This is a genomic window from Streptomyces sp. NPDC051822 (assembly GCF_044452745.1).
Lineage (GTDB): Bacteria > Actinomycetota > Actinomycetes > Streptomycetales > Streptomycetaceae > Streptomyces.
In genome coordinates, this window is sequence record NZ_JBITBZ010000017.1 from 51,408 (window position 1) to 78,158 (window position 26,751).

The following is a 26,751-nucleotide window of genomic DNA, read 5'->3' on the forward strand; positions in this document are numbered from 1 at the left end:
CGGATGGAGGCATACCGCACAACGATAACGGGTATACACGCGCGGCTAAAAACCGAGCAGGTCAGAGCGGCTGTGACAGCCACTCTGACCTGGTCGGAAGAGGGTGGGATCAGTTCTTCTGGATCTGATCGAAGCTGAGCTCGACCGGGGTCTCGCGACCGAAGATCTCGACGAGGCCCTTGACCTTCTTCGAGTCCGGGTTGATCTCGTTGATCGTCGCCTGGAGGGTCGCGAAGGGACCGTCCGTGACCGTCACCGAGTCGCCGACCTCGAAGTCCAGGACCTGGACCTCCAGCTTGCGGGCCGGAGCCGGCTTGCCCTCGGCCTCGGCGGCCTCGCGGGCGGCCTTCTCCTCGGCCTCCGGGGCGAGCATCTTGACGATCTCGTCCAGGGTCAGCGGGTACGGGTCGTAGGCGTTGCCCACGAAGCCGGTGACGCCGGGGGTGTTGCGGACGACGCCCCAGGACTCGTTCGTCAGGTCCATGCGGACGAGCACGTACCCGGGAAGCTTGTTCTGCTTGACGTTCTTCCGCTCGCCGCCCTTGATCTGGACGATCTCTTCCTCGGGGACCTCGGCCTGGTAGATGAAGTCCTCGACGTTGAGCGAGACGGCGCGCTGCTCCAGGTTGGCCTTCACGCGCTTCTCGTAGCCCGCGTAGGTGTGGATGACGTACCACTCGCCGGGCAGGAGGCGCAGCTCCTCGCGGAGCGCGGCGACCGGGTCGACCGGGGCGGCCGGCTCGGCCTCCTCCTCGGTCTCTTCCTCGGCGTCCTCGTCCTCGACGGACTCGTCGTCGCCCTCGGCGGCCTCGACGTCGTCGGCGGCCTCGTCGTCGTCGCCCTCGGCGGCCTCGTCGGTCTCCGACTCGTCCTCGTCGTCGTCCTCATCGGACTCGACGTGGAGAGCGGCTTCCTCGGCGGCCTCGCCGGCAACGTCGTCAGCAGCGTCGGCCTGGTCCTCGTCGGCGGCCTCGACGATGTCCAGCTCGTCCTCGACGGACTCGGACTCGAAGGCGTCGTTCAGGTTCGCGTCAGACACGGTGGCTGCTTCTTCCTGCGATACAGATGGGGTGGAACAAAAAGTCAGCCGAAGACGTACTTGACTGCTTCCTGGAAGCCATAGTCAATCACGGTGACAAGGCCGATCATGATGACGACGAAGATGATCACCACAGTGGTGTACGTCGACAGCTGGCTGCGCGTGGGCCAGACGACCTTGCGGAGCTCCGCGACGATCTGACGGTAGAAGAGCGCGAGACGGCCCAGAGGGCCCTTCTTTCCGCGCTTGCCGCCCTTGCGAGACTTCTTCTTCGACTCTGCGGCATCGTCATCGGCATCAGGCATGTCGATGGAGCCTACGGCGTCCGTCACGATCTCTCACCTGATTCCGGGTCGGCCGTGCCGCGCCCGGGTGGAGCCGCACGGCGGTGCAATGAAGTACGTACATGCGCACAACACCTGGCGGTGTGTGTAGCAGGGCCGGAGGGACTTGAACCCCCAACCGCCGGTTTTGGAGACCGGTGCTCTACCAATTGAGCTACGACCCTTTGTTGGTGTCCCCAACCTACCGCATCGTGAGATGTGGTCGGTGCGGGCCAACGAGCAGTGAGCATACGTGGTCAGGGGCCCCTACGTCGAACAGAAACGGCGACAGAACCGTGACCGGCCCGCCGCCCGACGCGCGTACGACCAGGAATGACCGTTCCTGTCCGGTCCGTGAAACCTGTGTGCCGGGCCTTGAGGCGGTCTGGGACGATGGGCCGCATGAGCGCTGCTACCCCTCCCACCGAGCGTCGGGTCTCCGCCCGCATCGGTGCGATCTCCGAGTCCGCCACCCTCGCCGTCGACGCCAAGGCCAAGGCTCTCAAGGCCGCCGGGCGCCCGGTGATCGGTTTCGGCGCGGGTGAGCCCGACTTCCCTACGCCGGACTACATCGTCGAAGCGGCCGTCGAGGCCTGCAAGAACCCGAAGTTCCACCGCTACACGCCCGCCGGCGGTCTGCCGGAGCTGAAGGCCGCGATCGCCGCCAAGACGCTGCGTGACTCAGGCTACGAGGTCGACGCCTCGCAGATCCTGGTGACCAACGGCGGCAAGCAGGCGATCTACGAGGCCTTCGCCACGATCCTGGACCCGGGCGACGAGGTCATCGTCCCGGCGCCCTACTGGACGACGTACCCCGAGTCGATCCGCCTCGCGGGCGGTGTCCCTGTGGAGGTCGTGGCCGACGAGACCACCGGCTACCGGGTCTCGGTGGAGCAGCTGGAGGCGGCCCGTACGGAGAAGACCAAGGTCGTCCTCTTCGTCTCCCCGTCGAACCCGACCGGCGCCGTCTACAGCGAGGCCGAGACCGAGGCGATCGGCCGCTGGGCCGTCGAGCACGGCCTGTGGGTCCTCACGGACGAGATCTACGAGCACCTGGTCTACGGCGGCGCCTCCGCGGTGTCCCTGCCGGCGGTCATGCCGGAGCTGCGCGACAAGTGCATCGTCGTCAACGGCGTCGCCAAGACGTACGCGATGACCGGCTGGCGGGTGGGCTGGATCATCGGCCCGAAGGACGTGGTGAAGGCCGCGACCAACCTGCAGTCGCACGCCACGTCCAACGTGAGCAACGTGGCGCAGGTGGCCGCGCTCGCCGCCGTCTCGGGCAACCTGGACGCGGTAGCGGAGATGGGGCGCGCCTTCGACCGTCGCCGACAGACGATCGTGCGGATGCTCAACGAGATCGAGGGCGTGCTCTGCCCGACCCCCGAGGGCGCGTTCTACGTGTACCCGTCGGTGAAGGCGCTGCTCGGCAAGGAGATCCGCGGCAAGCGCCCGCAGACCTCGGTCGAGCTGGCCGCGCTGATCCTGGACGAGGCCGAGGTGGCGGTCGTGCCCGGTGAGGCCTTCGGCACGCCGGGCTACCTGCGCCTCTCGTACGCGCTGGGCGACGAGGACCTGGTGGAGGGCGTGTCCCGGATCCAGAAGCTGCTGGCCGAGGCGACCGTCTGACCTCTCCCCTAAACGTTGAGGTGTGCTTCGGGCCCCCGGTTCTTCGGAACCGGGGGCCCGTTTTTGCGTTCTAGCGGGGTCCCGATCGGGGAAAGGGGGTGTCCTGGTCCATTCGGGTGCGGCAGGATCGGCCAATGGAGCACGATTCCCGCGACATCACCCTGCTGCCCAAGGCCCATCTGCACCTGCACTTCACCGGTTCGATGCGGCCCACGACGCTCATCGAGCTGGCCGACAAGTACGGCGTGCATCTTCCCGAGGCGCTGAGCAGCGGTACGCCTCCCAAGCTGCGGGCGACCGACGAGCGCGGCTGGTTCCGCTTCCAGCGGCTCTACGACATCGCCCGGTCCTGTCTGCGCTCGCCCGAGGACATCCGGCGGCTCGTGCGCGAGGCGGCCGAGGAGGACGTCAGGGACGGCTCGGGGTGGCTGGAGATCCAGGTCGACCCCACCTCGTACGCGCCGCATCTCGGCGGGCTCATCCCGGCCCTCGAGGTCATCCTCGACGCGGTCGACGCGGCGTCGCGGGAGACCGGTCTCGGGATGCGGGTGGTCGTCGCGGCGAACCGGATGAAGCACCCCCTCGACGCCCGTACGCTCGCCCGGCTCGCGGTGCGGTTCGCGGACCGGGGCGTGGTGGGCTTCGGGCTCTCCAACGACGAGCGCCGGGGCCTGGCTCGGGACTTCGACCGGGCCTTCGCCATCGCGCGGGAGGGTGGCCTGCTGGCGGCCCCGCACGGCGGCGAGCTGACGGGCCCCTCGTCCGTACGGGACTGCCTGGACGACCTGCGGGCCTCGCGCGTCGGGCACGGGGTGCGGGCGGCGGAGGACCCCCGGCTGCTGCGGAAGCTCGCGGAGCGGGGGGTGACCTGCGAGGTGTGCCCGGCGTCCAACGTGGCGCTCGGGGTGTACGAGCGGCACGAGGACGTGCCGCTGCGGACCCTCTTCGAGGCGGGGGTGCCGATGGCGCTCGGCGCGGACGACCCGCTGCTCTTCGGTTCGCGGCTCGCGGCGCAGTACGAGATCGCCCGTCGGCACCACGGTTTCACGGACGTGGAGCTGGCGGAGCTGGCCCGGCAGTCGGTGCGGGGCTCGGCGGCGCCGGAGGGCGTCCGGGCGAAGCTGCTGGCCGGGATCGACGACTGGATCGCTAGCTGATCCCTCGCAGCAGGGTGCGTGCGACGGCGCTCGCGAAGTCGTCGAGGGAGTCCGGGGGCCTGCGGTCCGGGGTGGCCTCCCAGGCGAAGGCGCGCTGGGCACAGGCGCCGAGGAGCAGGGAGGCGGCGGCCATCGGGTCGGCGTCGGCGGCGACGCGGCCGTGCCGCTGTTCGGCGCGCAGATAGGCGGCGAGGCCCTCGATGGGCTTGTGGGGGCCGCTGCCGTAGGTGCGCATGGCCTCGTCGTGGCGCTGCTTGAGCTGCGGTTCCGCGTAGAGGGAGGCGAGGACGGCGAAGGTCTGCTCGTAGAAGCGGGCCGCCTGGCGTGCGACCTCGGTGAGGTTCTCCTCGACGGTGCGGCCGCCGGGGTCGGCGGCCAGGGTGCCGAGGAGTCCGCCGAGCTGGGGCAGCCGCTCGCTGAGGACGGTGAGGAAGAGCTCTTCCTTGCTGGTGAAGTACTTGTAGAGGGCGGCCTCGGAGCAGCCGGCGGCCTTGGCGATCTCCTTGGTCGTGGTGCGGGCGAGCCCCGCCGTCCGCATCAGGTCGCGGGCCGCGTCGACGATCCGTACCCGGGTCGGCCTCTGTTCCATGCATCCTCCAGCCACGCTTGACGTGTGAGTGAGTATCCACTCACCCTGGGGGTGAGTGAACACTTACCCACCCCGGGAGGGTGCGACATGAAGCTCACAGTCTTCGGCGCGACCGGCGGCATCGGCCAGGAGATCGTCCGCCAGGCCCTGGCATCGGGCCACGAGGTGACGGCGGTGGTCCGGGACCCGGCACGGCTCACGGCGAGCGGCCGCCGCCTCACCGTCCTGCGGACGGATCTGTCCGACCCGCAGGCCCTGCGCGGCGCGGTCAAGGGCCGGGACGCGGTCCTCTCGGGCCTCGGCGCCCGGAGCCGGGCGGACGCGGGCGTGGCCGCCCGGCTGACCCGCTCGGTGCTGACGGCCATGGAGGCCGAGAAGGTGCGCCGGCTCCTGGTGGTCAGCGCGGCCCCGCTCGGCCCGGCCCCGGCCGGCCAGGCCGTCCTCGACAAGGCCGTGCTCGCGATCGTCAACGCGGTCCTGAAGGACGTCTACGCCGATCTGCGGGTCATGGAGTCCGACCTCGCCACCAGCACGGCCGACTGGACCTCCGTACGCCCGCCCAAGCTGACCGACAGGCCGGCCACCGGCCGCTACCGCACGGTCGTCGGCGGCACCCCGCCCCGGGGCCGCTCCCTCGCCCGCGCGGACGTGGCCCACGCGATGCTGGCGATGATCGACGACCCGGCCACGGTGAAGCAGGGCGTGGGCGTGGCGTACTGAGCGGGGCCCTAGAGCTGGACTCCCACGGTCACCGGCTCGTTGACCAGGGTGATCCCGAACGCGTCCCTGACCCCGGCGACGACCTCGCGGGCGAGGGCGAGCAGGTCCTCGGTGGTCGCCTCGCCGCGGTTGGTGAGGGCCAGGGTGTGCTTGGTGGAGATCCGGGCGGGCCCTGAGCCGTACCCCTTGGTGAACCCTGCCCTGTCGATCAGCCAGGCGGCGGACGTCTTCACCGCGCCGTCCTCTCCCGTGGGGAAGGCCGGCGGGGTGACGTCCGCGCCGAGCCTCCCGGCCACGCGCGCGAGGAAGGCCTCGTACTCCCCGGCCGTGAGGATCGGGTTGGTGAAGAAGGAACCGGCGGACCAGGTGTCGTGGTCCTCGGGGTCCAGGACCATGCCCTTGCCGGCGCGCAGCCTCAGGACGGTCTCGCGTGCCCTGGCCAGCGGCACCCGGTCCCCCGCCTCGACGCCGAGTTCCCGGGCGGTCTCCGGGTACTTGACGGGCGCGGACAGGCCGTCCGCGTCCTCCAGCTCGAAGCGGACCCGCAGCACGACGTACCGCTCGGGCTGGTCCTTGAAGAGGCTGTGCCGGTACGAGAAGGCGCACTCGGCGTTGGTGAGGGTGACCGTCTCCCCGGCGCGCCGGTCGTAGGCCACGACCTCGGTCACGGTGGCGGAGACGTCCTGCCCGTAGGCGCCGACGTTCTGGATGGGGGTCGCGCCGGCCGAGCCGGGGATGCCGGCGAGGCACTCGATGCCGGCGAGCCCGGCCTCGACGGTCCTGGCGACGGCGTCCGTCCAGACCTCGCCCGCGGCGAGTTCCAGGCGGGTCCCGTCGAGGGTGAAGCCGGTGGTCGCGATGCGCAGCGCGGTGCCGTCGAAGCCCTTGTCCCCGATGACCAGGTTGGAGCCGCCGCCGATGACGAGGAGCGGCGTCCCCGTGGTGTCGGCCTCGCGTACCGCCGCGACGACCTCGTCGTCGGTGGTGGCGGTCACGAGCCGGGTGGCGGGACCGCCGAGCCGGAAGGTGGTGAGGGGCGCGAGGAGGGCGTCGTGGAGTGGCTGCACGGGCACAAGAGTACGGGCCCGCCGCTTCCGCGACGGGCCCGTGACGCTCGTACCGTCAGGCGAGCTCGACCACGGCACGCGACATGCCGAGCACCTTCTGCCCGGCGCTCATCGCGGTGATGTCCACCCGCACCCGCCGGTCGTCCAGCTTCGCGGCGACCTTGGCGCTGACCTCCACGGCCGCGCCCTTGTCGTCGTTGGGGACGACGACGGGCTTGGTGAAGCGGACGCCGTACTCGACGACGGCGGCGGGGTCGCCGGTCCAGTCGGTCACGACGCGGATCGCCTCGGCCATGGTGAACATGCCGTGGGCGATGACGTCGGGGAGGCCGACCTCCACCGCGAACTTCTCGTTCCAGTGGATGGGGTTGAAGTCCCCGGAGGCGCCGGCGTACTGGACGAGCGTGGCGCGGGTCACGGGGAAGGTCTGCGCCGGCAGCTCGGTGCCGACCTCGACCTCGTCGTAGCTGATCTTCGCGGCCATGGTCAGGCCCCCTCGGGTGCGCGGGAGACGAGCTTGGTCCAGGCGGTGACGACGTGCTCGCCGGAGGCGTCGTGGACCTCGCCGCGGATGTCGACGATGTCGTTGCCGGCGAGAGACTTGACCGCCTCGATGGTGGAGGTGACCGAGAGCCGGTCCCCGGCGCGTACGGGCCGGGTGTAGGCGAACTTCTGGTCGCCGTGGACGACGCGGCTGTAGTCGAGCCCGAGCTGCGGGTCCTCGATGACGGCGCCGGCCGCCTTGAACGTGATGGCGAACACGAAGGTGGGCGGGGCGATCACGTCCGGGTGCCCGAGCGCCTTGGCCGCCTCGGTGTCGGTGTACGCGGGATTGGCGTCCCCGATCGCCTCGGCGAACTCGCGGATCTTCTCGCGACCGACCTCGTAGGCCGGGGTGGGCGGATAGGTCCGGCCCACGAAGGACTGGTCGAGCGCCATGGACTCGATACCTCCTGGATTGGTTGCCTGGTGCCTCTGTCGTCGCCGACAAACGATCGCCGACAAACGACACGAGGCCGCCCCCTGGTGGGGACGGCCTCGTGTACGAGCCTGATTAACGCGTCTCGCGGTGTGCAGTGTGCGAGTTGCAGCGGGGGCAGTGCTTCTTCATCTCAAGACGGTCCGGGTTGTTACGCCGGTTCTTCTTGGTGATGTAGTTCCGCTCCTTGCACTCCACGCAGGCCAGCGTGATCTTCGGGCGGACGTCGGTGGCAGCCACGTGAGTGCTCCTTGGACGGATGGGACGGATGAACGCATAAAAGAGTAGCCGATCGAAGGACCGACCCCACAATCGGCTACCGTGTGTAGCGGTGACCGGACTTGAACCGGTGACACAGCGATTATGAGCCGCTTGCTCTACCGACTGAGCTACACCGCTTTGATGATCCGGATCCCACCCGAGGGTGGGTTCCTTCTCACCAGAGCCCCAATACGGAATCGAACCGTAGACCTTCTCCTTACCATGGAGACGCTCTACCGACTGAGCTATTGGGGCGAGCGAGGAAGACATTACACGGTCTCCGGCCCATCACCCAAATCCGTTTCCGCGACCCCGCGCGCGTGCCCTCACCAGGCGTCACGTACGCCACTCGTGGACTCATCGGTACGACTATTGCGCTCCTCCTCGAAGCTCGCCGCAGGCGCCCCTAGGCTCGGCCCCACGCTGCGTGATCTTGATCTTGAGGAGCCTTGAGGAGCCCGATGTCAGCCGACAGCAAGCAGCCCCAGCCGCCCGAGGACGGGGCCGCCACCACCGCCGACTCGGCCTCGCTCCTGCTCTCCCACGCACGGCTCACCGACGGGCGGACCGTCGACGTACGGCTCGTCGGCGGCCGGATCGAGGCCGTCGGCACCGCCGGCAGCCTCGCCGCCGTGGGCTCGCGCGTGGACCTCACCGGCTATCTGCTGCTGCCCGCCGCCGCCGAACCCCACGCCCATGCCGACACCGCGCTCTCCGCCGACTCCCCCGGGCCCGTCTCGTACGCCCCCGAGGACGTCCAGCGCCGGGCCACCGAGGCCGCCCTGCTCCAGCTCGGCCACGGCGCGACCGCCCTCCGCGCCCACGTGCGGATCGGCGGCGTCCAGGGACTCGGGCCGCTCGAAGCGGTACTCCAGGCCCGGCGCTCGCTGCGCGGCCTCGCCGACCTCACCACCGTGGCCGTGCCCCGGCTGCTCACCGGCGTCGCGGGCGCCGACGGCCTGGCGATGCTGCGGGACGCCGTGAAGATGGGCGCCGGGGTGGTCGGCGGCTGCCCGGATCTCGACCCGGACCCGGCCGGTTACGTGGAGGCGGTCCTCGAGGTCGCGGCCGAACACGGCGTCCCGGTCGACCTGCACACCGACGGGGAGGACCCTGCCCGGCTCGCCCGGCTCGCGGCGATGGCCGGCGGACTGCGGCCCGGGGTGGCGATCGGCCCGTGCGCGGGCCTCGGCCGGCTCCCCGCCGACGCGGCCCGGCGGGCCGCGGACCAGCTGGCGGCGGCCGGTGTGACCGTGATGTGCCTGCCGCAGGGCGGCTGCGGGGGCACGGAGCGGCGCGGCGCGGCACCGGTGCGGCTGCTCCGGGCGGCCGGGGTGCGGGTCGCGGCGGGCAGCGGGGCGCTGCGGGACGTGTCCAACCCGGTGGGGCGCGGCGATCCGCTGGAGGCGGCGTACCTGCTGGCCTCGCTCGGCGGCCTCCCGCCCGAGGAGGCGTACGCCGCGGTGAGCGGGGAGACGCGGGCCGCGATGGGGCTGCCGGAGGTGCGGGTGGAGGCCGGGTTCCCCGCGGAGCTGCTCGCGGTCCGGGGGGAGCGCCTGTCGGGTGTGCTGTCCCTGGCGTACAGCCGGATCGTGGTGCACCGGGGGCGCGTGGTGGCCAGGACCAGCGCGGTGCGGGAGTACTGCGACTCGGCGGCGGCGCTCGACCTGCCGCGCCAGGCGCGTCCGGAGCGGCCGCCCGAGCCGGGAAGCCCGCCGGCCGGTCCCGTCGTACGGTCGTGAGTATGCGCATCGTCATCGCTGGGGGACACGGACAGATCGCCCTTCGCCTGGAGAGGCTGCTCTCGGCGGGCGGGCACGAGGTCGCGGGGATCATCCGCAGACCGGAACAGGCCGACGACCTGCGGCACGCGGGCGCGGAGCCCGTCGTCCTCGACCTGGAGACGGCGTCGGTCGAGATGGTCGCCGCCGTCCTCCAGGGCGCCGACGCGGCCGTCTTCGCGGCGGGGGCGGGGCCGGGCAGCGGCGCGGAACGCAAGGACGCGGTGGACCGGGCGGCGGCGGTGCTCTTCGCGGACGCGGCGGAACGCGCGCGCGTGCGGCGGTACGTGGTGGTGTCCTCGATGGGCGCGGACGCCTCGCACCAGGGCAGCGACGTCTTCGACGTCTATCTCCGTGCCAAGGGCGCCGCCGACGACGACGTCCGCTCCCGTACGGCCCTGGACTGGACGATCCTGCGGCCCGGCATCCTGACGGACGACGCGGGCAAGGGCCTGGTCCGTCTCGAGGCCCACACGGGCCGGGGCCCGATCTCCCGCGACGACGTGGCGGCGACCCTGGTGGAACTCCTCGACACCCCGGCGACCGCCGGCCTCACCCTGGAACTGATCGCGGGCTCGACCCCGCTGTCGGTGGCGGTGAAGGACGTGGCCGGAAACTGACCCGGGCCGTACGCCCCCGGAAACGAGTGAAGGTCCCCGGTGCAAGCACCGGGGACCTTCTTCGCGTGGCGACGCCAGGATTCGAACCTGGGTAGGCTAAGCCGACGGATTTACAGTCCGCTCCCATTGGCCACTCGGGCACATCGCCATGAGATCGCTGCCGTGGAGCCGCTTTTCGGCGGTGTTCCGTGGCAACGACGTAAACAATACCTGATCCCCCGGGGTGCTTCGCCACCGGATTGATCAGCGGTTCGGGCCGTGGCGCACCCCCTAGGCTTTGGGCTGTACCCCAAGCATCCGAGCAAGGAGCCACGAGTCATGGCCGACTCCAGTTTCGACATCGTGTCCAAGGTCGAGCGGCAGGAGGTCGACAACGCCCTCAACCAGGCCGTGAAGGAGATCTCCCAGCGTTACGACTTCAAGGGAACCAACGCCTCGATCGCCTGGTCGGGCGAGAAGATCCTGATGCAGGCGAACGGCGAGGAGCGCGTCATGGCGATCCTCGACATCTTCCAGACCAAGCTGATCAAGCGCGGGATCTCGCTGAAGTCGCTGGACGTCGAGGGTGAGCCGCAGCTGTCCGGCAAGGAGTACAAGCTCTTCGCCTCGGTCACCGAGGGCATCTCGCAGGAGAACGCCAAGAAGGTCGCGAAGGCCATCCGGGACGAGGGTCCCAAGGGCGTCAAGGCGCAGGTGCAGGGCGACGAGCTGCGCGTCAGCTCGAAGAGCCGGGACGACCTGCAGGCCGTTCAGACGCTGCTCAAGGGCAAGGACTTCGACTTCGCGATCCAGTTCGTGAACTACCGCTGATCCCTCCGCCCGGTCGAGGGCCGTGTCCGAATACCGCCAGCCCGAGGTTCGGCGGGCCCCGCACACTGGGTCGTGGAAGACCGTGCGGGGAGAGGACCCAGTCATGACCGTGTACGCGTACGTCGACGGCCCCCTGGGCGAGATGCTGCTTGTCGGGCAGCTCGCCGGAGGGGGCCGTGTCGCGTTGCGCTCGCTGTCCCTGCCGGGGCAGAAGGGCGGCGTCGGGGTCGAGGACGGGTGGACGCTCGCGCCCGAGGCGTTCGCGGACGTCGCCGGGCAGCTCGGCGAGTACTTCGCCGGGCGCAGGGACCGGTTCGATCTGCCGCTCGCGACGGACGCCGGGACCGTCTTCCAGCGGCGCGTCTGGCAGGCCCTCGATGAGATCCCGTACGGCACGACCGTCTCGTACGGGGAGATCGCCCGGCGGGTCGGTTCCGCGGGCGCCGGCGTGCGGGCCGTGGGGACCGCGATCGGGCGCAATCCGCTCCTCGTGGTGCGGCCCTGCCACCGGGTGATCGGGGCCGACGGGAGCCTGCGGGGGTACGCCGCCGGGCTGGAGCGCAAGGAGCGGCTCCTGGGCCTGGAGGGGGCTCTGGTGTGACCGAAGGGCTCTTCCCCCGCGAGCGGGCCGCCGTCGCCCCAGGGGCCGTGCACGTGCCCGGGTGGCTGCCGTTCGCGCGGCAGCGGGAGCTGGTGGACGCCTGCCGCGAGTGGGGGCGCGGGCCCGTGCCGTACCGGCGGACGGTGCTGCCCGGCGGGGGTGTCATGTCGGTGCGAACGCTGTGTCTCGGCCGGCAGTGGGTGCCGTACCGCTATCTCGACACGGTCGGGGTCCCGCTGCCCGGATGGCTGGTCACGCTGGGCCGGGAGGCGCTCGCCGAGGCATACGGGGACCACGGGGGATTCGCGCCCGACACCGCCCTGGTGAACTTCTACGAGCCGGGGGCGCGGATGGGCATGCACCAGGACCGGGAGGAGCGGTCGGGGGCGCCGGTGGTGTCGCTGAGCCTCGGGGACCGGTGCGTGTTCCGGTTCGGGAACGAGGAGGGCCGCGGACGGCCGTACCAGGACGTCGAGCTGGCCTCCGGGGACCTGTTCGTGTTCGGCGGCCCTTCGCGGTGGGTTCACCACGGTGTTCCCAAGGTGTACCCGGGGACCGCGGAGCCCGCGCTCGGCCTGCGGGGGCGGCTCAACATCACGCTCAGGGAGACCGGTCTCAGCCTCTAATGTGCGGGGCATGACATCGGAACTGCGCCGCACGCTCGGCGTCTTCGACGCGGTCGTGATCGGGCTCGGCGCCATGGTCGGCGCCGGGATCTTCGTCGCGCTCGGACCCGCCGCGGAGGCGGCCGGATCCGGGACCGGGCTGCTCGTGGCGCTCGGGATCGCCGCCGTCGTCGCGTACTGCAACGCCATGGCGTCGGCCCGGCTCGCGGCCCGCTACCCCAGTTCGGGCGGCACCTATGTGTACGGTCGCGAATGCCTCGGGTCGTTCTGGGGCTACCTGGCCGGCTGGGCCTTCGTGGTCGGCAAGACGGCCTCCTGCGCGGCGATGGCCCTGACCGTCGGGGCCTATGTGTGGCCGGGGCAGGCGCACGCGGTGGCGGTGGCCGCCGTGGTTGCCCTGACGGCCGTCAACTACGGGGGAGTTCAGAAGTCGGCGCTGCTCACCCGGGTGATCGTGGCGCTCGTCCTCGCGGTCCTCGCAGCCGTCGTCGTGGTGTCCTTCGGGGCGGGCGAGACATCGCCGCTCGCCCCCGGCGGGGAGCTCACGGCGGGCGGGGCGCTCCAGGCCGCGGGTTTGCTCTTCTTCGCATTCGCGGGGTACGCGCGGATCGCCACGCTCGGCGAGGAGGTCCGTGACCCGGCCCGGACCATCCCCCGCGCGGTGCCGATCGCGCTCGGGATCGCGCTCGCCGTCTACGCGCTCGTCGCGGTGAGCGTGCTGACCGTCCTCGGCCCCGCTGCCCTCGCCGACTCCCCCGCCCCGCTGACCGACGCGGCCCGTGCGGCGGGCGCCGCCTGGCTGGTGCCGGTGGTCGCGGTCGGGGCGGCGGTCGCCGCGCTCGGCTCGCTGCTGTCGCTGATCCTCGGGGTGTCCCGTACGACCCTGGCGATGGCGCGCGACGGCTACCTGCCGACCTCGCTCGCGGCCGTCCACCCGCGGTTCCAGGTGCCGCACCGGGCGGAGCTCGCGGTGGGTGCGGTGGTGGCCGTCGTGGCGGCCACGGCGGACGTGCGGGACGCGATCGGCTTCTCGTCCTTCGGGGTGCTGGTCTACTACGGGATCGCGAACGCCTCGGCGTGGACCCTGGGACCGGCCCGGCGCCCGCTCGCCGCGCTCGGGCTGGCCGGATGCGGCGTGCTCGCGTTCGCGCTGCCGCTCGGCTCCGTGCTGGCCGGTTCGGGCGTCGTCGCCGCCGGTGTGGTGGCGTGGGCCATCGGCCGGGGCCGGACCGCGCTCTAAGACTGGCCCCTAGCGGCCCGCCGCGTACCCGTACGCCTGGTCCGTGGGGACGATCTCCTTGCCGAGCGGGAGCAGCGACACCGGGATCAGCTTGAAGTTCGCGATGCCGAGCGGGATGCCGATGATGGTGACGCAGAGGACGATGCCGGTGGCGATGTGGCCGAGGGCGAGCCACCAGCCCGCGAGGATCAGCCACAGCACGTTGCCGATGACGGAGGGGGCTCCCGCATCCCTGCGGTCGACGACCGTGTGCCCGAAGGGCCACAGGGCGTAGATCCCGATGCGGAACGCGGCGAGGCCGAAGGGGATGCCGATGATCGTGATGCAGAGCAGGACGCCCGCGAGCATGTAGCCCAGGAACATCCAGAATCCGCACAGGATCAGCCATATGACGTTGAGGATCGTCTTCACGGGCGGTGACCTGCCATCTTCTCGAGCCGGGCGATTCGCTCGGCCATCGGCGGATGGGTGGAGAACATCTTGGACATGCCCCGGCCGGGGCCGAACGGGTTCGCGATCATCATGTGGCTGGCCGTCTCGATCCGGGGCTCCGCGGGCAGCGGCAGCTGCTTGGTCCCCGCCTCCAGCTTCCGCAGCGCGCCGGCCAGGGCGAGCGGGTCGCCGGTGAGCTGGGCGCCGGAGGCGTCGGCCTCGTACTCGCGGGAGCGGGAGATGGCGAGCTGGATGACCGAGGCGGCGATCGGGCCGAGGATGAGGATCAGCAGGTAGCCGAGGATGCCCGGGCCGTCGTCGTCGTTCGAGCGGCCGACCGGGATCAGCCAGGCGAAGTTGACCAGGAACATGATCACGGAGGCGAGTGCTCCGGCGACCGAGGAGATGAGGATGTCCCGGTTGTAGACGTGGCTGAGCTCGTGGCCGAGGACCCCGCGCAGCTCGCGCTCGTCGAGGATCGCGAGGATGCCCTCGGTGCAGCAGACGGCGGCGTTGCGCGGGTTGCGGCCGGTGGCGAAGGCGTTGGGCGCCTGCGTCGGCGAGATGTAGAGCCGGGGCATGGGCTGGCGCGCCTGGGTGGAGAGCTCCCGCACCATCCGGTAGAGCGCGGGCGCCTCGAACTCGCTGACGGGACGGGCCCGCATGGCCCGGAGCGCCAGCTTGTCGCTGTTCCAGTACGCGTACGCGTTGGTGCCGAGCGCCACGACCAGCGCGACGATCAGCCCCGTACGCCCGAAGAAGCTGCCGATGACGATGATGAGGGCCGAGAGCCCTCCGAGGAGTACGGCGGTCCTCAGCCCGTTGTGCCGACGGTGCACGGTACGCCCTCCAAGTGGTGCGGCAGGGGAACCCTTTGCTTCGTGGTCATCCACTTCGTCCACTCGTCCAGTGGACCCTTCCGTACTGGTCAACGCCAGGCGGGAGGTTCGGGTTCCCCCGGCCGCACCGGGGGCACTGTGGGCCGTTCGGGTGATCAGCGGGCCGCCGGGATCATCTCCAGGGTGGCGGCGGTGGGCTCGATCTCGCTGGTGCAGTGGGCGCAGCGGGTGGCGACGGCCGGGATCTCGGTGAAGCAGCGGGGGCAGTCGCGCTTCTCCGACTTGGGGTCGGCGGCCTCCGCCTTGGCGAACCTGTCCTGGACCTTCGCGAGCGGGGCGACGATCAGGAAGTAGAGGACCGCGGCGGTGATGACGAAGGCTATGGCCGCGGAGATGGCGAGGCCGTAGGGGAAGACGGTCTTGCCGACGCTGAACTTTGCCGCGTTGAAGTCACCGACGGAGCCGGTGGCAAGACCGATGAGCGGGGTGATGAACGCCTTGCTGAAGCCGGTGACGACAGCCGTGAACGCCGTTCCGACGGCCAGTCCGACGGCCATCGAGACGACGTTCCCGCGGAGTATGAAGTCCTTGAATCCGTTCAGCACGGGGTGTTGCTCCTAGGTGTGGCTCTGGGGGGTCAGAAGAGGCTGTCCGTGGCGAAGCGGAGGGCGAACTGCGGGTAGCCCGAAAGCACGGCTCCCGCGGCTGCGGTCAGCACGATCGCCAGGGTGATCGGCACGGGGGGCCGGTGGCGGACCTTCCCGGCCGCCCCTTCCGGCGTCCGGAACAGCAGAGCCGTCCAGCGCAGGTAGTAGTACAGCGCGATCACGACGTTGACGGCCATGATCACGGCCAGCCAGCCGAGGCCCGCGTCGACGGCCGACGAGAAGACGGTCACCTTGGCGAAGAGGCCGATGATACCCGGGGGCAAACCGGCCAGATTCAGGAGGAAGAAGGCGAGCGCGAGGGCGGCGGCGGGGCTCGCGGCGTACAGGCCGCGGTAGTCCTCGATCCGGTTCCGGGGGTGGCTGCGGGCGACGAGCGCGACGACCGCGAACGCGCCGAGGTTCACGACGGCGTACATCAGGGCGTACGCGACGGTGGCGCCGATCTGGTCGTCGCTGGAGTACGCGGCGGCGGCGATCGGCACCAGGAGGTAGCCGGCCTGGGCGACGGAGGACCAGGCGAGCAGCCGGACCGCGCTCCACGCGCGCGTGGACAGCTGGCGGAGGGCGGCGACGTTGCCCGCGGTCATCGTGAGGGCGGCGAGGACGGCGAGCGCCGGGCCCCACACGTCGGCGTACGAGGGGAAGGCGACGACGGTCACCAGGATGAGTCCGGTGAAGCCGACGGCCTTGCCGACCACCGAGAGGTAGGCGGCGACGGGCAGCGGGGCGCCGACGTACGTGTCGGGCACCCAGAAGTGGAAGGGGACGGCGGCCGTCTTGAAGGCGAAGCCGACGAGGGTGAGGGCCACGCCCGCCTCGGCGAGCGTCTGGAGCTGCCCGGGCACGTCGTCGAGGCGCTGGGCGATCTCCGTGAGGTGGAGGGTGCCGGTCGCCGCGTACACGAAGCTGACGCCGAGCAGGGTGACGGCGGTCGCCGTCACCGAGGAGAGGAAGAACTTGAGCGCCGCCTCGCCGGACATGCGGTCGCCGCGCTTGAGGCCGACCAGGGCGAAGGCGGGCAGCGAGGCCACTTCGAGGGCGACGACGAGGGTCGCGAGGTCGCGGGAGGCGGGCAGCAGGGCGGCGCCGGCCGCGGAGGAGAGCAGCAGGAACCAGAACTCGCCGGCGGGGAGCTTCTCGCGGGTCTCGGTGAGCGAGAGCAGCGCCGTCAGGAGCGCGCCGCCGAGGACGAGCAGCTGGATGACGAGGGTGAAGTGGTCGGCGGTGTAGCTGCACGCCGTGACCTGGGTGTCGGCGGTCAGGCAGAAGGTGGAGCGGTCGCCGGCCCGCAGCGGCACGAGGAGGGCGAGGGCCGCGGCGAGGCCGCCGATCGCGGTCCAGCCGAGGAGCTGCTTGCGCCCCTCGGGGACGAAGAGGTCGGCGACGAGCACGACGAGGGCGACCACGGCCGTGAGGGTGGGGGGCGCGATCGTGAGCCAGTCGACGGACTGGACGAGCGACTCGCTGGCCACTGGGGTCATCGGGTGCCTCCGGCGAGGAGCTGCTGGACGGCCGGGTCGGTGAGGCCGAGGAGGACCGCGGGCCAGAGTCCGGCGAGGACGGTGAGGGCGACGAGCGGGGTCCAGGCGGCGAACTCGTACCCCTGGACGTCGGCGATCGGCGTCTCCCCTGCGGGCCTGGGGCCGCCCATGCAGACGCGGCGGACCACGAGGAGGAGGTAGGCGGCGGTGAGGAGGGTGCCGAAGGCGCCGATCGCCGTGAAGGTGAGGAAGGCGGGGCGGCTGAGGCCCTCGGCCGGATCGAAGGCGCCGAACAGGGCCAGCATCTCGCCCCAGAAGCCGGCCAGGCCCGGCAGGCCGAGGGAGGCGACGGCGGCGAAGGCCAGGAGGGCGCCGAGGCGCGGGGCGCGGCCGTAGAGGGCGGCGCCGGTGGCGCCCGCGAGGGTGTCGAGGTCGGCGGTGCCGTACCGGTCCTTGATCGCGCCGACCAGGAAGAAGAGCAGGCCGGTGACGAGGCCGTGGGCGACGTTGGCGAACAGGGCGCCGTTGACTCCGGTGGGGGTCATGGAGGCGATGCCGAGGAGGACGAAGCCCATGTGGCCAACAGAGGAGTACGCGATGAGGCGCTTGAGGTCGCCCTTGTTGCCGGGCCTGACGAGGGCCAGGCAGGCAAGCGATCCGTAGATGATCCCGGCGACGGCGAAGGCGGCGAGGTACGGGGCGAAGGTCCGCATCCCGTCGGGCGTGATCGGGAGCAGGATCCGGACGAACCCGTACGTGCCCATCTTGAGCAGGACGCCGGCGAGGAGGACCGAGCCGACGGTCGGGGCGGCGGTGTGGGCGTCCGGGAGCCAGCTGTGCAGCGGCCACATCGGCGTCTTCACGGCGAGCCCGAGACCGATCGCGAGAACGGCGATGACCTGCACGGACGTGGTCAGTCCACGGCCGTTGTCAGTGGCCAGTGCCACCATGTCGAACGTGCCCGCCTTCACGCCGATGAGGAGCAGGCCGAGCAGCATGACGACGGAGCCGAGCAGCGTGTAGAGGATGAACTTCCAGGCGGCGGCCTGCCTGCCCTCGCCGCCCCAGCGGGCGATGAGGAAGTACATCGGGATGAGGACCATCTCGAAGGCCAGGAAGAACAGGACGAGGTCGAGGACGGCGAAGGTGGCGAGGGTGCCGGACTCCAGGACCAGGAGAAGCGCGACGAAGCCCTTGGGGGAAGGGCCCGCGGCCCGCGGCGTCAGCCGCTGATGTTGCTGCTTGAAGTAGCTGTACAGCGCGCAGAGGAAGGTCAGCAGCGCGGTCAGGACCAGGAGGGGGAGGGAAATGCCGTCGACACCGAGGTGGATGCGCACGTCGAGCGCGTGGATCCAGCTGATGTCCGTCGTGGCCTGCATCCTCGACGGCTGGTCGTGGTCGAAGCCGAGCGCCAGGACGATCGCGGCGAGCAGGATCACGCCGGTGACGGTGACGCCGTGGCGGAGCACGGCCTGGTCCGGCGACTTCCCCTTCAGTCCGGGCGGGGCCGGGAGGAGAGCGGCGGCGGCGCCCAGGAGCGGGCCGGCGACGATCAATGCCAGAAGGAACTGCATCACGGATTCGCTGATATCGATCACGGCTCACGCTCCGGCGACGGCGTTGGCGAGGGCGACTGCGGCGATCGCCAGGACGACGGAGCCGGCGAGCAGGGCGCTCAGATAGGTCTGGACGTTGCCGGTCTGGGCGCGGCGGACGAGCCAGCCGAGGCCCTTGGCGGAGTCGCCCGCGGCGCGGACGTACGTGTCGACGACCTCGCGGTCCAGGAAGCGGACCAGGGAGGCGGCGGCGAGGACGGGGCGGACGAAGGCGGTCCGGTAGACGGCGTCCAGGTGGAAGCCGTCGGCGGCGGGGCCGTGCAGCGGCCCGAGGAGGGCGCGGCCGGGGTCGGCCGGGTCCTCGGCGGGGTGCGGCAGGTGCAGCGCCTCGGCCTCGACCCGCCCGGCGTCGGCGTCGGGGTGGGCGACGTGCGGCAAGGGGGGCGCGGGCGCCGCGACCGGGGTGCGGGCCGCGAGGGTGCGCCAGATCGCGTAGGTGACGGCGGCTCCGGCGACGGCGAGGCCCGTGCCCAGGACGGCCGTGGTGACGGTCGGGGTGAGGGCGTGCCCGTCGAACCAGTCGTCGACGTACGTGGCGGTGAGCCCGAAGCCGAGGGACGGGACGGCGAGGACCCACAGGACGCTCGTCATGGCGATCGGCTGGCGGCCGTGGTCCGGGGCTTCGGCGCCCCGGCCGCGGAAGGTGCGCAGCCACAGGCGGAGCGCGTACGCGGCGGTGAGGAGGGCGGTCAGCAGGCCCGCGACGAGGACGGTCCAGCCGGCCCCCGCGGGGGCTGTCCGGATGGCCTGGTCGCCGAGCGCGGTGTGCTCGGCGGCCACCAGGACGGCCTCCTTGGAGAAGAAGCCGGCGAAGGGCGGGATCGCGGCGAGCGCGAGCAGGGCGACGGTCATCGTCCAGTACGCGTCCGGGGTGCGCTTCGCGAGGCCGCTCATGCGGGACATGGCGGTCAGCGAGTTCGTACCGGCGGCGTGGATGACCGCGCCGGCGGCGAGGAACAGCAGCGCCTTGAAGGCGGCGTGCGAGAGGAGGTGGAAGACGGCGGCGCCCCGGTCGCCGACGGCGAGGGCACCGGCCATGTAGCCGAGCTGGCCGATCGTCGAGTAGGCGAGGACCCGCTTGATGTCGTCCTGGGCGAGCGCGGCGAGCGCCGAGCCGACCATCGTGATCGCGGCCATCACGGCGAGCACCGTCATCGCGGCGGCGGAGGCGGCGAAGACGGGCAGCAGCCGGGCCGTGAAGTAGATGCCGGCGGCGACCATCGTCGCCGCGTGGATGAGCGCCGAGACGGGGGTGGGGCCGGCCATGGCGTCCGGGAGCCAGGTGTGCAGCGGGAACTGCGCCGACTTGCCCGCCACACCGGCGAGCAGCAGCAGCGCGATCAGGGTGGGGTGGTCGAGGCCGCCGTTCGCGACGGCTCCGAGGACGCCCGTGATCCGGAAGGTGCCCGCGTCGACGGCAAGGGCGAAGAGGCCGATGAGGAAGGGGACGTCACCGAGCTTGGTGACCAGGAAGGCCTTCAGGGAGGCGGCGCGCGCCTCGGGGGTCTCCCAGTAGTGGCCGACGAGGAAGTACGAGCAGATGCCCATGATCTCCCAGCCGACCAGGAGCACCATCAGGTCGCCGGAGTAGACGACGAGCAGCATCGCGGAGGTGAAGAGGGAGACGAGCGCGGCGTACGAGGGGTAGCGCGGGTCGTCGCGCAGGTAGCCGGTCGAGTAGATCTGCACACAGGTGGCCACGACGCCGACCAGGACGGCGACGAGGGCGGCGAAGCCGTCGATGTACAGGCTCAGGTCGATGGGCACGGAGCCTGTCGGCGTGAGCTGCGTGGCCGCGTTGATCGTCTCGTCACCGCCCTGCCGGACCGCGACGAGGACGGCCAGGACGGCGGCGGCGAGCGTCGGCAGCACGGCGAGCGGGCGGACGAAGCCGGGCGCGGTGCGGCCGAGCAGGAGTCCGGCGGCGGAGCCGAGGAAGGGCAGGAGGGGGACGAGGGCGGCGAGGGTCGTGGTGGTCACGCGGTGGCCTCGGCCTTCTCGCCGGTGGGCGTCGCGCCGGACGTCCCGTCGGTGGATGTCTCGTCGGTGCTGTCGTGCGGGTCCTCCGCCGTGTCGCGGAGGCGGTCGACGTCCGCGGTGCCCTTGTTGCGGTGGACCATCAGGACGATCGCGAGACCGATGCCGATCTCGGCGGCGGCGACGGCGATGGTGAAGAGGGTGAGGGCCTGGCCGGCGTGGAGGGTGTCGCGGAGCCAGACGTCGAAGGCGACCAGGTTGAGGTTGACGGCGTTGAGCATCAGCTCGACGGACATCAGGACCAGGATCGCGTTGCGGCGGGCGAGGACGCCGTACACGCCGATCGCGAAGAGGAGGGCGGCGAGGACGGCCGGGTAGACGAGATGCATCAGCGCTCCCCCTCCTTCTTCTTCCGGGAGAGCACGATGGCGCCGACCAGGGCGGCCAGGAGGAGGACGGACAGCGCCTCGAAGGGCAGCACCCAGTGCCGGAAGAGGATCTCGCCGGACACCTCGGTGGAGCCCTGGACGGCTCCGTCCAGGTCGATCCAGGTCGTGCGGAACGCGTCGACGACGACCCAGACGAGGGCCGCCGCGGCGGCCACGGCGACCGCGAGGGCCGCCGGCCTGTTGCCGGAGTCGGCGTCCGGGGAGCGGCCGATGGGGGCCTTGGTGAGCATGAGACCGAAGAGGAGGAGTACGACGACGGAGCCGACGTAGATCAGGACCTGGACCCAGGCGATGAACTCGGCCGTCAGGAGCAGGTACTCGACGGCGAGGCCGCCGAGTGCCACGACCAGCCAGAGCGCGGCGTGCACGAGCTGGCGGGTGGTGACCGTGACGAGGGCGGCGCCGAGGGTGACGAGGCCGACGAGGAGGAAGGCGATCTCGACGCCGGTCGGCGAGAGGAAGCCGGGGGCCTCCGCGGCCGCTTGTGCTGCCAGGATCACTGCTGGTCCTCCTGGGCCTGGGCGGCGGCCTGAGCTTGGGCTTCCGCTTCGGCCTGGGCGGCGGCCGCCGCCTTCTCCGCCGCCTTGTCCGCCGCCTTGCGGGCCGCCGCGATCTCCTTCGGTTCCTCCGCCTGCGGGTCGAGCGCGGGCGGTTCCGGGACCGTCCACATCCACTCGCGGAGCTTGTCGCGCTCGTGGGTCAGCTCGTGGATGTCGGTCTCCGCGTACTCGAACTCGGGCGACCAGAACAGCGCGTCGAACGGGCACACCTCGATGCAGATACCGCAGTACATGCAGAGCGAGAAGTCGATGGCGAAGCGGTCGAGGACGTTCCGGCTGCGCTCGCGGCCGCCGGGGGCGGCGGCCGGCACGGTCTCCTTGTGGGAGTCGATGTAGATGCACCAGTCGGGGCACTCGCGGGCGCACAGCATGCAGACCGTGCAGTTCTCCTCGAACAGCCCGATGACCCCGCGCGTGCGGGGCGGCAGCTCGGGCTGGACGTCCGGGTACTGCGCGGTGACGGTCTTCTTCGTCATCGTGCGGAGAGTGACGGCGAGGCCCTTGGCGAGGCCGGAGCCGGGGATGGCCATTACTGGATCGCCACCTTCACGATGCCGGTGAGCGCGATCTGCGCGAGGGCGAGGGGGACGAGCGTCGTCCAGGCCAGCTTCTGGAGCTGGTCCTCACGGAGCCGCGGGTAGCTCACCCGCAGCCAGATGACGACGAACGCGAGGACGGCGGTCTTGAGGAGGGTCCAGACCCAGCCGAGACCGTCCGCGCCGAAGGGGCCGTGCCAGCCGCCGAGGAAGAGAACGGTGGTGAGACCGCACAGGACGACGATGCCGGCGTACTCGGCGAGCAGGAACAGGGCGAAACGGAGACCGGTGTACTCGGTGTACGCGCCGAAGATGATCTCCGAGTCGGCGACCGGCATGTCGAACGGGGGCCGCTGGAGCTCCGCGAGCCCCGCCACGAAGAAGACGAGGGCGCCGACGATCTGCCAGGGCAGCCACCACCACTCGAAGGCGTTCAGGATGCCGGGGAGGGAGACGGTGCCGGCGGCCATCGCCACGGAGGCGGCGGCGAGCAGCATGGGGAGCTCGTACGCGAGGAGCTGGGCGGCGGTACGGAGGCCGCCGAGCAGCGAGAACTTGTTCGCGGACGCCCAGCCGGCCATCAGGCTGCCGAGCACGCCGACGCCCATCACGGCGAGGACGAAGAAGATGCCCGCGTCGACGACCTGCCCGACGGCCCCCTCGCTCGGCCCGATGGGGATCGCGACGAGGACGAGGAGGTACGGGAGGAGGGCGACGGCCGGCGCGAGCTGGAAGACCCGGCGGTCGGCGTCCTTCGGGACCACGTCCTCCTTCTGCGCGAACTTCACGCCGTCGGCGACGAGCTGGGCCCAGCCGTGGAAACCACCGGCGTACATGGGGCCGAGGCGGCCCTGCATGTGGGCCATGACCTTGTGCTCGGTCTGTCCGACGACGAGGGGCAGCACGAGGAAGACGGCGAAGACGACGAGCAGCCGGAGGGCGACGTCGAGTACGTCGTTCACGCGGGATCGCCTCCGGCGGGGGTGGTGGGGTCGGTGTCGTCGCCCTGCGCGGCGGTGTCGGGGCCTGCGGCCGGGGCGTCGGGCTTGGCGGGCTCGACGGGCTCGGCCGGCTCGACGCGCTCGGCCGGCTCGGCCGGCTCGGCCGGCTCGGCCGGCTCGGCCGGCTCGGCCGGCTCGGCCGGCTCGGCCGGGTCGGCCGGGTCGGCCGGGTCGGCCGGGTCGGCCGGCTCGGCCGGCTCGGCCGGCTCGGCCGGGTCGGCCGGGTCGGTCGGGTCGGCGGGGGGGCCGGGCTCCGGCTTCACCTCCGGGGCGGCCTGAGGGGTCGGCTCCTCGTCGAAGGCCGGGCGGGCGTGGTGCCAGGGGGCGTCCGCACTGCGGGTACGGGCAGCGGCCGGACCGGCGGCCTCCGTGCTCGGCGCGGGGGCGTCCGGGGCCGACTGGCTCGCCGAGCCCTCCGAAGCCGAGCGGGAGCGGCGCGGCGGGCGGGCCTCAGAGGTCGGGGTGCCGGTCGCGGTCGCGTCGTCCGAGGGCGGTACCACCTGGCTCGCCGAGCCCTCCGCGACCGAGCGGGTGCGGCGGGGCGGGCGGGGAGTCTCGGCCGGTGCGTCCGCCGGGGGCGGAGTGGTCGCTTCCGCCTGGCTCGCCGAACCCTCCGACACCGAGCGGGCGCGGCGGGGCGGGCGGTCGGCCGCCGCCGCTCGGGCCGGACGGTCTCCCGTCGCTCGGGCCGGGCGGGCGGGGGCAGGCGGGAGCTGGCCCTTCAGGGGCCCCCACTCGTTGGGGTCCGGGACGCCCGGCGGGAGCATCTGGCGGCGCTTCGGGCCTCCGTCGTGGGACTCGCCCGGCTCCTTCGCGCCCGGCCACGCCTTGGCGACCCGGGCCGCGAGGACGAAGTCCTTGCGCAGCGGGTGGCCCTCGAAGTTGTCGGGGAGGAGCAGGGGGACGAGGTGCGGGTGCCCGGTGAAGTCGACGCCGAACATCTCGTGGGTCTCGCGCTCGTGCCAGCCCGCGCCCGCGTACACCCCGATCGCCGTGGGCAGGACGGGGGCGGCGTGCGGGACCGTCGTACGGACGAGGAGGCGGCGCGGGCGGCCCTCCGCGAGCGACACCACGTGCGCGCAGACCCGGAAGCCCGTGCCCGGCTCGTCGACCGCGCTCAGCCAGTCGAAGTACGTGCACCCGAGGGCGTCCCGGGCCGTTTCGAGCGCCGTGATCCAGGACGCCGGCGGGACGTCGACGGTCAGCAGGTCGTACGCCCGCTCCGCCGTCGCCTCCTCGCCGAAGACCTCGGTCACGGAGTCGGGGAGGGAGTCGTAGGCGGGGGCGGTCATGCCGTGCCTCCCGGCCCCTGCACCAGGGGGCTCGTCAGCTGGGAGACCGACGCGGTGCTCGCGTACCGCTCCGCCAGGCTCTCGCGAGCGATCTTCTCCTGGAGCTTGAGGATGCCCTGGAGCAGCGCTTCGGGGCGCGGCGGGCAGCCCGGAACGTACACGTCGACCGGGATGATCTGGTCGACGCCCTTGGTGACCGCGTAGGAGTCCCAGTACGGGCCTCCGCAGTTCGAACAGGCGCCGAAGGAGATGACGTACTTCGGCTCCGGCATCTGCTCGTACAGGCGCTTGACGGCCGGGGCCATCTTGTCCGTCACGGTGCCGGAGACGATCATCAGGTCGGCCTGGCGTGGGCCCGGTGCGAACGGGATGACGCCGAGCCGGATGAAGTCGTGCCGGGCCATCGACGCGGCGATGAACTCGATCGCGCAGCAGGCGAGCCCGAAGTTGAAGACCCACAGGCTGTAGCGGCGGCCCCAGTTCAGGACCACCTTCATCGGCTCCGGGGCCAGGCGCGCGAGCGGCCCCAGCTTCGGGGCGGGGAGCGGGGTCACGTCCATGTCAGGACGCCCTTCTTGTATGCGTAGAGCAGCCCCACGGCGAGGAAGCCCAGGAAGATGAACATCTCGACCAGGGTGGTGGCTCCGTAGCCGGGAGCCGCGAAGACCGTCGCCCAGGGGAAGAGGAAGATCGAGTCGACGGCGAAGATGACGTAGAGGAAGGCGTACACGTAGTAGCGGACCTGGGTGTGGGCCCAGCCCTCCCCCACGGGGTCGACGCCGCACTCGTAGGTGAGGAGTTTCTCGGGCGTCGGCACGACGGGCCTCAGCAGCCGGCCCGCGCCGAACGCGACGGCGACGAAGAGCACGCCGACGACGGCGAGCAGGCCGACGACGGAGTACGTCTGGAAGTAGTCCGCCGCGTCGGCCGCGACAACGGTCGGTTCCCGCACGTCCGCCCCTCGGTCTCGTGTCTCATGGGTCACTTCTGTACGGACGCGAGTCTAGGCCCTGCTAAAGGCGCCGTAAGCAGTCGCGGGTAGGGATATCCCCCCTCTCTCTCACCGACCTCCCCCATGGCGTCGCGCGGCGGCCGACCGGCAGTCTGGGGAGCATGAGCGCCGATCATGAATCCACCCCTCCCGCACCCCGTCCACCCCAGCGCACCGCCTACGGCAAGGAGACCTGGAAGGAGATCGCCTTCCTCCTCTCCAACCTCTTCACCGCCCTGGCCGGCTTCGTCTACTCCGTCGTGAGCGTGCTCCTCGGCGTCAGCCTCTCGGTCACGGTGATCGGGCTGCCGCTGCTCGCCCTCGGGCTGCGCGGCGCGCGGCTGATCGGCCGGTCGGAACGGGCGCGGGCGCGCGGGCTGCTCGACGTCGAGGTCGCCGAGCCGTCCCCGCTGCCGTCGCGCGACGGCTTCTTCGGCTGGCTGTGGACCTCGCTGAGGGACCCGGTGGCCTGGCGGACGCAGTTGTACGGGCTGATCCGGCTGCCCTGGGGGATCGTGACCTTCACGCTCGCCCTGGTCTCGCTCCTCGTCCTGTGGCCCGTACTCCCCCTCCTCTCCCGGGGTCTGGCCAACGCCGACCGGGGCATGGTCCGGGGGCTGCTCTCGCCCTCCGACGAGCTGGAGCGGCGGATCGCCGAGCTGGAGTCGGACCGGGGCGTGGTCGTCGACACCGCCGCGGCCGACCTGCGGCGCATCGAACGCGACCTGCACGACGGCGCGCAGGCCCGGCTCGTGGCGCTCGCGATGGGGCTCGGCCTGGCGAAGGAGAAGCTGCTCGACGACCCGGAGACGGCCGCGGCGATGGTCGACGAGGCGCACGGCGAGGTGAAGCTCGCGCTCCAGGAGCTGCGGGACCTCGCCCGGGGCATCCACCCCGCGGTCCTCACCGACCGGGGGCTCAGCGCCGCGCTCTCCTCGGTCTCCGCGCGGTGCACGGTTCCGGTGAAGGTGTCGGTGGACCTGGCGGAGCGGCCGGCGGAGGCGATCGAGGGCATCGCGTACTTCACGGTGTCGGAGCTCCTGCAGAACGTCTCCAAGCACGCGCGCGCCCGGTCCGCCTCCGTGGACGTGTGGCGGGCGGAGGACCGGCTGCTGCTGCGGGTGTGGGACGACGGCGCGGGCGGGGCCCGCCTCGACGGCGGTACGGGGCTCGCGGGGCTCGCGGAGCGGCTCGGCGCGGTGGACGGGCTCCTGGTCGTGGAGTCGCCGGAGGGCGGTCCGACGACGGTGACGGCGGAGCTGCCGTGGCGCTCGCGGCCGGGCCTGTGAACACAGGTGGGGCGGGGCCCGCGGGCCCCGGTTCGGGCGGCCTGCGGACCCGGGTCGACCGGCCCGTGACCGCGGGTTCGGGCGGCCCGTGAAGGCGGGTTCGGGCGGCCCGTCAAGGCGGGTTCGGGCGGCCCGTGAAGGCGGGTTCGGGCAGCCCGTGAACGCAAATGCGGCCCGG

Annotated in this window: 30 protein-coding genes and 4 tRNA genes; 10 read left to right on the forward strand and 24 right to left on the reverse strand. The window is 71.9% G+C overall.

What is annotated here, in order from left to right; translation table 11 throughout:
* Window positions 1-109: 109 nt before the first annotated feature.
* The 3 genes from nusG to ACIA8N_RS34750 all read right to left on the reverse strand — a co-directional run bounded on the left by nusG (window position 110) and on the right by ACIA8N_RS34750 (window position 1,547).
* Window positions 110-1,039 carry a transcription termination/antitermination protein NusG gene (gene nusG / locus ACIA8N_RS34740; protein WP_365784121.1) on the reverse strand — a complete coding sequence of 310 codons (930 nt, stop codon included), beginning with the start codon at window positions 1,037-1,039 and terminating at the stop codon, window positions 110-112.
* Between the two features lie 44 nt (window positions 1,040-1,083).
* Window positions 1,084-1,371, reverse strand: a complete 288-nt coding sequence (gene secE, locus ACIA8N_RS34745; protein ID WP_365784119.1) for a preprotein translocase subunit SecE — start codon at window positions 1,369-1,371, stop codon at window positions 1,084-1,086.
* A gap of 103 nt (window positions 1,372-1,474) precedes the next feature.
* Window positions 1,475-1,547, reverse strand: a tRNA-Trp gene (locus tag ACIA8N_RS34750).
* Window positions 1,548-1,764: 217 nt separating this feature from the next.
* On the opposite strand from ACIA8N_RS34750, the gene ACIA8N_RS34755 reads away from it, so the two are divergent.
* A complete protein-coding gene (locus tag ACIA8N_RS34755) occupies window positions 1,765-2,991 on the forward strand; it encodes a pyridoxal phosphate-dependent aminotransferase (protein WP_365784117.1) in 1,227 nt (408 codons plus the stop codon).
* Between the two features lie 134 nt (window positions 2,992-3,125).
* Window positions 3,126-4,148 (forward strand): adenosine deaminase, encoded by a 1,023-nt coding sequence (locus tag ACIA8N_RS34760; RefSeq protein ID WP_365784115.1) that lies wholly within the window; start codon window positions 3,126-3,128, stop codon window positions 4,146-4,148.
* Here ACIA8N_RS34760 and ACIA8N_RS34765 read toward each other — a convergent pair.
* Complete coding sequence (locus tag ACIA8N_RS34765) at window positions 4,141-4,737, reverse strand: helix-turn-helix domain-containing protein (protein WP_365784113.1); 597 nt, start codon at window positions 4,735-4,737, stop codon at window positions 4,141-4,143. The two genes, ACIA8N_RS34760 and ACIA8N_RS34765, sit on opposite strands and share 8 nt — an antisense overlap.
* An 87-nt stretch (window positions 4,738-4,824) precedes the next feature.
* Here ACIA8N_RS34765 and ACIA8N_RS34770 point away from each other — a divergent pair, with 87 nt between their 5' ends.
* Window positions 4,825-5,457: an NAD(P)H-binding protein gene (locus tag ACIA8N_RS34770; RefSeq protein ID WP_365784111.1), complete on the forward strand. Its 633-nt coding sequence runs from the start codon at window positions 4,825-4,827 to the stop codon at window positions 5,455-5,457.
* 8 nt (window positions 5,458-5,465) lie between these two features.
* On the opposite strand, the gene ACIA8N_RS34775 is transcribed toward ACIA8N_RS34770, so the two are convergent.
* From ACIA8N_RS34775 to ACIA8N_RS34800, 6 genes are all read right to left on the reverse strand, one after another.
* Window positions 5,466-6,530 (reverse strand): UDP-N-acetylmuramate dehydrogenase, encoded by a 1,065-nt coding sequence (locus ACIA8N_RS34775; RefSeq protein ID WP_365784109.1) that lies wholly within the window; start codon window positions 6,528-6,530, stop codon window positions 5,466-5,468.
* Between the two features lie 49 nt (window positions 6,531-6,579).
* Window positions 6,580-7,008, reverse strand: coding sequence for a MaoC family dehydratase (locus ACIA8N_RS34780; protein ID WP_030549857.1), 429 nt, complete (start codon window positions 7,006-7,008; stop codon window positions 6,580-6,582).
* A gap of 2 nt (window positions 7,009-7,010) precedes the next feature.
* Window positions 7,011-7,463: a MaoC family dehydratase N-terminal domain-containing protein gene (locus ACIA8N_RS34785; RefSeq protein ID WP_030213879.1), complete on the reverse strand. Its 453-nt coding sequence runs from the start codon at window positions 7,461-7,463 to the stop codon at window positions 7,011-7,013.
* A gap of 115 nt (window positions 7,464-7,578) precedes the next feature.
* Window positions 7,579-7,743, reverse strand: a complete 165-nt coding sequence (rpmG, locus tag ACIA8N_RS34790; RefSeq protein WP_003956487.1) for a 50S ribosomal protein L33 — start codon at window positions 7,741-7,743, stop codon at window positions 7,579-7,581.
* A gap of 86 nt (window positions 7,744-7,829) precedes the next feature.
* A tRNA-Met gene (locus tag ACIA8N_RS34795) sits at window positions 7,830-7,902 on the reverse strand.
* 44 nt (window positions 7,903-7,946) lie between these two features.
* A tRNA-Thr gene (locus tag ACIA8N_RS34800) sits at window positions 7,947-8,019 on the reverse strand.
* Window positions 8,020-8,225: 206 nt separating this feature from the next.
* Here ACIA8N_RS34800 and ACIA8N_RS34805 point away from each other — a divergent pair.
* Together ACIA8N_RS34805 and ACIA8N_RS34810 are read left to right on the forward strand one after the other, a co-directional pair.
* A complete protein-coding gene (locus tag ACIA8N_RS34805; RefSeq protein ID WP_365784106.1) occupies window positions 8,226-9,506 on the forward strand; it encodes an amidohydrolase family protein in 1,281 nt (426 codons plus the stop codon).
* A gap of 2 nt (window positions 9,507-9,508) precedes the next feature.
* Window positions 9,509-10,165: an NAD(P)H-binding protein gene (locus tag ACIA8N_RS34810; protein WP_365784104.1), complete on the forward strand. Its 657-nt coding sequence runs from the start codon at window positions 9,509-9,511 to the stop codon at window positions 10,163-10,165.
* A gap of 66 nt (window positions 10,166-10,231) precedes the next feature.
* Here the strand turns inward: ACIA8N_RS34810 and ACIA8N_RS34815 are convergent.
* Window positions 10,232-10,313 (reverse strand) — tRNA-Tyr (locus tag ACIA8N_RS34815).
* Between the two features lie 170 nt (window positions 10,314-10,483).
* Between ACIA8N_RS34815 and ACIA8N_RS34820 the strand changes: the two genes are divergently transcribed.
* From ACIA8N_RS34820 to ACIA8N_RS34835, 4 genes are all read left to right on the forward strand, one after another.
* The gene (locus tag ACIA8N_RS34820) at window positions 10,484-10,975 is read left to right on the forward strand and encodes a YajQ family cyclic di-GMP-binding protein (RefSeq protein WP_030549858.1); all 492 of its coding nucleotides are present in this window, start codon (window positions 10,484-10,486) and stop codon (window positions 10,973-10,975) included.
* 103 nt (window positions 10,976-11,078) lie between these two features.
* Window positions 11,079-11,576 (forward strand): methylated-DNA--[protein]-cysteine S-methyltransferase, encoded by a 498-nt coding sequence (locus tag ACIA8N_RS34825; protein ID WP_365784102.1) that lies wholly within the window; start codon window positions 11,079-11,081, stop codon window positions 11,574-11,576.
* Complete coding sequence (locus ACIA8N_RS34830) at window positions 11,573-12,202, forward strand: alpha-ketoglutarate-dependent dioxygenase AlkB (RefSeq protein ID WP_365784100.1); 630 nt, start codon at window positions 11,573-11,575, stop codon at window positions 12,200-12,202. The genes ACIA8N_RS34825 and ACIA8N_RS34830 overlap by 4 nt, the downstream gene beginning before the upstream one ends.
* A 10-nt stretch (window positions 12,203-12,212) precedes the next feature.
* Window positions 12,213-13,442, forward strand: a complete 1,230-nt coding sequence (locus tag ACIA8N_RS34835) for an amino acid permease (protein WP_365784098.1) — start codon at window positions 12,213-12,215, stop codon at window positions 13,440-13,442.
* 9 nt (window positions 13,443-13,451) lie between these two features.
* Here ACIA8N_RS34835 and ACIA8N_RS34840 read toward each other — a convergent pair whose 3' ends face one another.
* From ACIA8N_RS34840 to ACIA8N_RS34900, 13 genes are all read right to left on the reverse strand, one after another.
* On the reverse strand, window positions 13,452-13,853 hold the full coding sequence (locus tag ACIA8N_RS34840; RefSeq protein ID WP_030549862.1) for a YccF domain-containing protein: 402 nt from the start codon (window positions 13,851-13,853) through the stop codon (window positions 13,452-13,454).
* Window positions 13,850-14,713, reverse strand: a complete 864-nt coding sequence (gene htpX, locus ACIA8N_RS34845) for a zinc metalloprotease HtpX (RefSeq protein ID WP_365784096.1) — start codon at window positions 14,711-14,713, stop codon at window positions 13,850-13,852. The genes ACIA8N_RS34840 and htpX overlap by 4 nt, the downstream gene beginning before the upstream one ends.
* Before the next feature lie 155 nt (window positions 14,714-14,868).
* Window positions 14,869-15,318, reverse strand: a complete 450-nt coding sequence (gene mscL, locus ACIA8N_RS34850; protein WP_365784094.1) for a large conductance mechanosensitive channel protein MscL — start codon at window positions 15,316-15,318, stop codon at window positions 14,869-14,871.
* 32 nt (window positions 15,319-15,350) lie between these two features.
* Window positions 15,351-16,862, reverse strand: a complete 1,512-nt coding sequence (locus ACIA8N_RS34855; RefSeq protein ID WP_365784092.1) for an NADH-quinone oxidoreductase subunit N — start codon at window positions 16,860-16,862, stop codon at window positions 15,351-15,353.
* Complete coding sequence (locus ACIA8N_RS34860) at window positions 16,859-18,436, reverse strand: NADH-quinone oxidoreductase subunit M (protein ID WP_365784186.1); 1,578 nt, start codon at window positions 18,434-18,436, stop codon at window positions 16,859-16,861. The genes ACIA8N_RS34855 and ACIA8N_RS34860 overlap by 4 nt, the downstream gene beginning before the upstream one ends.
* A gap of 27 nt (window positions 18,437-18,463) precedes the next feature.
* A complete protein-coding gene (locus ACIA8N_RS34865; protein ID WP_365784089.1) occupies window positions 18,464-20,458 on the reverse strand; it encodes an NADH-quinone oxidoreductase subunit L in 1,995 nt (664 codons plus the stop codon).
* Window positions 20,455-20,844 carry an NADH-quinone oxidoreductase subunit NuoK gene (nuoK, locus tag ACIA8N_RS34870; RefSeq protein ID WP_365784087.1) on the reverse strand — a complete coding sequence of 130 codons (390 nt, stop codon included), beginning with the start codon at window positions 20,842-20,844 and terminating at the stop codon, window positions 20,455-20,457. The genes ACIA8N_RS34865 and nuoK overlap by 4 nt, the downstream gene beginning before the upstream one ends.
* Window positions 20,844-21,401, reverse strand: coding sequence for an NADH-quinone oxidoreductase subunit J (locus tag ACIA8N_RS34875; RefSeq protein WP_365784184.1), 558 nt, complete (start codon window positions 21,399-21,401; stop codon window positions 20,844-20,846). The genes nuoK and ACIA8N_RS34875 overlap by 1 nt, the downstream gene beginning before the upstream one ends.
* Complete coding sequence (locus tag ACIA8N_RS34880) at window positions 21,401-21,994, reverse strand: NADH-quinone oxidoreductase subunit I (protein WP_365784086.1); 594 nt, start codon at window positions 21,992-21,994, stop codon at window positions 21,401-21,403. The genes ACIA8N_RS34875 and ACIA8N_RS34880 overlap by 1 nt, the downstream gene beginning before the upstream one ends.
* On the reverse strand, window positions 21,994-22,962 hold the full coding sequence (locus tag ACIA8N_RS34885) for a complex I subunit 1 family protein (protein WP_365784084.1): 969 nt from the start codon (window positions 22,960-22,962) through the stop codon (window positions 21,994-21,996). Before ACIA8N_RS34885 ends, ACIA8N_RS34880 begins: the two co-directional genes overlap by 1 nt.
* On the reverse strand, window positions 22,959-24,293 hold the full coding sequence (locus ACIA8N_RS34890) for an NADH-quinone oxidoreductase subunit C (protein ID WP_365784082.1): 1,335 nt from the start codon (window positions 24,291-24,293) through the stop codon (window positions 22,959-22,961). The genes ACIA8N_RS34885 and ACIA8N_RS34890 overlap by 4 nt, the downstream gene beginning before the upstream one ends.
* Entirely contained in the window at window positions 24,290-24,853 is a 564-nt protein-coding gene (locus ACIA8N_RS34895; protein WP_365784080.1) for an NADH-quinone oxidoreductase subunit B family protein, read from the reverse strand. The genes ACIA8N_RS34890 and ACIA8N_RS34895 overlap by 4 nt, the downstream gene beginning before the upstream one ends.
* Window positions 24,844-25,245 (reverse strand): NADH-quinone oxidoreductase subunit A, encoded by a 402-nt coding sequence (locus tag ACIA8N_RS34900; RefSeq protein ID WP_365784078.1) that lies wholly within the window; start codon window positions 25,243-25,245, stop codon window positions 24,844-24,846. Before ACIA8N_RS34900 ends, ACIA8N_RS34895 begins: the two co-directional genes overlap by 10 nt.
* 161 nt (window positions 25,246-25,406) lie before the next feature.
* Here ACIA8N_RS34900 and ACIA8N_RS34905 point away from each other — a divergent pair, with 161 nt between their 5' ends.
* Window positions 25,407-26,573 (forward strand): sensor domain-containing protein, encoded by a 1,167-nt coding sequence (locus ACIA8N_RS34905; RefSeq protein WP_365784076.1) that lies wholly within the window; start codon window positions 25,407-25,409, stop codon window positions 26,571-26,573.
* Window positions 26,574-26,751: the final 178 nt, after the last annotated feature.